Origin of the sequence: Paenibacillus sp. PL91 (assembly GCF_012935325.2) — a bacterium.
Classification (GTDB): Bacteria; Bacillota; Bacilli; order Paenibacillales; family Paenibacillaceae; genus Pristimantibacillus.
This window is the reverse complement of record NZ_JABBYG020000065.1, coordinates 1-1,336: the sequence shown is the minus strand read 5'-3', so window position 1 is coordinate 1,336 and position 1,336 is coordinate 1. Positions and strand designations below refer to the sequence as shown.

General features: G+C 44.9%; 1 protein-coding gene. It reads left to right on the top strand.

The annotated features are described in order from the left end of the window. Positions 1-486: 486 nt before the first annotated feature. On the top strand, positions 487-891 hold the full coding sequence (locus tag HI950_RS35360; RefSeq protein WP_076238209.1) for a VOC family protein: 405 nt from the start codon (positions 487-489) through the stop codon (positions 889-891). Positions 892-1,336 lie beyond the last annotated feature (445 nt).

Here is a 1,336-nt window from a genome sequence, read left to right as displayed (position 1 = left end):
GCTTAAAAAACCTCTGGAACTATCCTGCCCATAGGGTGGGATTTTTTTTGATGAGAAAAAACTATTAAACTAACCTGCCCGTTAGTTCAACAAAGACAGCCGATCGCACAGACCAGCTGTCTTCATGTCTTTATTGAGCTCTCGTTCGCAGTTAGTTTAATCAATAGGCATTAATTTTTAACCCTTAGTAGCCTTATACTGTTCAATATGACAATCAATGCTGCACCCGTATCACTGATCAATGCAATCCATAATGGAGCAGTTCTGGAAAGATAAGAATCAAGACATATCGTGTACTGACGCATTCCGAAATCGAATTCGGGAGGAGCCAAAAAAAATTTAAAACGCTACTGACATACTGTTGTCAGTAGCGTTTTTTTATAATCGTAAGTAACCGTAAAGGAGTGGGAGATAAATGCGAAGTATTTTGACCCCAAATGATATGATACGGTATTGTATCATTTATTATAGGAAGGATGGTATCTTGTGAATTTTGCTTCTGTACGCATCATTACCGACGACGTGGATCGTCTCGTCGAGTTCTATGAGAAAGTCATGGGTGTTTCGGCGGAACGTCCCGCGCCCGTCTTTGCCGAACTCGTTGTGCCATCGTGCACCCTGGCGATCGGCCACTCCCAGACGGTGCAACTGTTCGGCGCTGGTTCCGCAGTGGCGGCCGACAATCACACTGTCATCATCGAGTTCCGCGTCCACGATGTCGATGCCGAATACGAGCGCTTGAAGCCGTTTGTCGACGAGTGGGTAAAGGAACCAACCACGATGCCGTGGGGGAACCGTGCTGTGCTGTTTCGCGATCCCGACGGCAACCTGGTTAACCTCTTCGCGCCGGTGACCGAGGAAGCGATCAAACGGTTCAGCGGTAGGCGTTGACGGACTGTTGAATTGAGTGAGGCGAATTTCGTAGTTAGTAATTTTACTGACCGCTTCATAGAAAGAGACCAGAGACCATAGCAACGAGCTATGGTCTCTTCATTTTATCTAGGTTCTTCATTATTTATTGAGAAATGGATCTATTTCGCAATCCTCTTTGTCTAAATATAGTTTATTATCGCCTTCCGCATAGCTCCAAAAATTATTTCCTTTAATCTCAAATAGCCTTCCCAGCCGGTAATGAAAGTGGTTATTGGAATTACTACGATCGTCCTCCTGGAGTTCTCATTTTTGGAGACTTATCCCTCTATGCTAAACGCCTCCTTTTTTGGGCGAATACCTCCAACCATTTTATGGTGCCCATTAAATTATCCTGCCCGTTAGCGTAATGAAGCAGCCGATCATTGTGGTCGGCTGCTTCCGTGTTTTTATTGAACTATCGTTC